This window comes from Pseudoalteromonas sp. S4741 (assembly GCF_005886135.1).
GTDB lineage: Bacteria > Pseudomonadota > Gammaproteobacteria > Enterobacterales > Alteromonadaceae > Pseudoalteromonas > Pseudoalteromonas tetraodonis.
In genome coordinates, this window is the sequence record NZ_PNCN01000046.1 from 1 (window position 1) to 361 (window position 361).

At 40.2% G+C, this 361-nt stretch carries 1 protein-coding gene; it reads left to right on the plus strand.

Features of this window, described 5'->3' with window-relative positions; translation table 11 throughout:
- The coding region (locus CWC30_RS08095) for a transposase (RefSeq protein ID WP_138626831.1) at nt 1–361 on the plus strand (361 nt) is incomplete at both ends.

Genomic DNA, 361 nt, shown 5'->3' on the forward strand with positions numbered 1-361 from the left:
TACAGAATCGTTGGAAGATTACGTCAGTGAAGATATTTCGGTCAGAGTGAATCATGTCTTCATTGAGGAACTAACTCTAGCGGAATTCGGGTTTAAAGGATTAACTTTAAAGTCCACAGGCCGCCCTAAGTATCATCCAGCCACATTATTAAAACTGTATCTTTATGGTTACCTCAACCGTATTCAATCATCCCGCCGATTAGAAACCGAATGCCAACGCAATATTGAACTGATGTGGCTACTTGGTAAGTTGGCACCCGACTTTAAAACGATTGCTGATTTTAGAAAAGACAACGGAGATGGTATAAAAAATGTGTGCAAAACGTTTGTTGAAGTCTGCCGTCGTCTGAATATGTTTGAG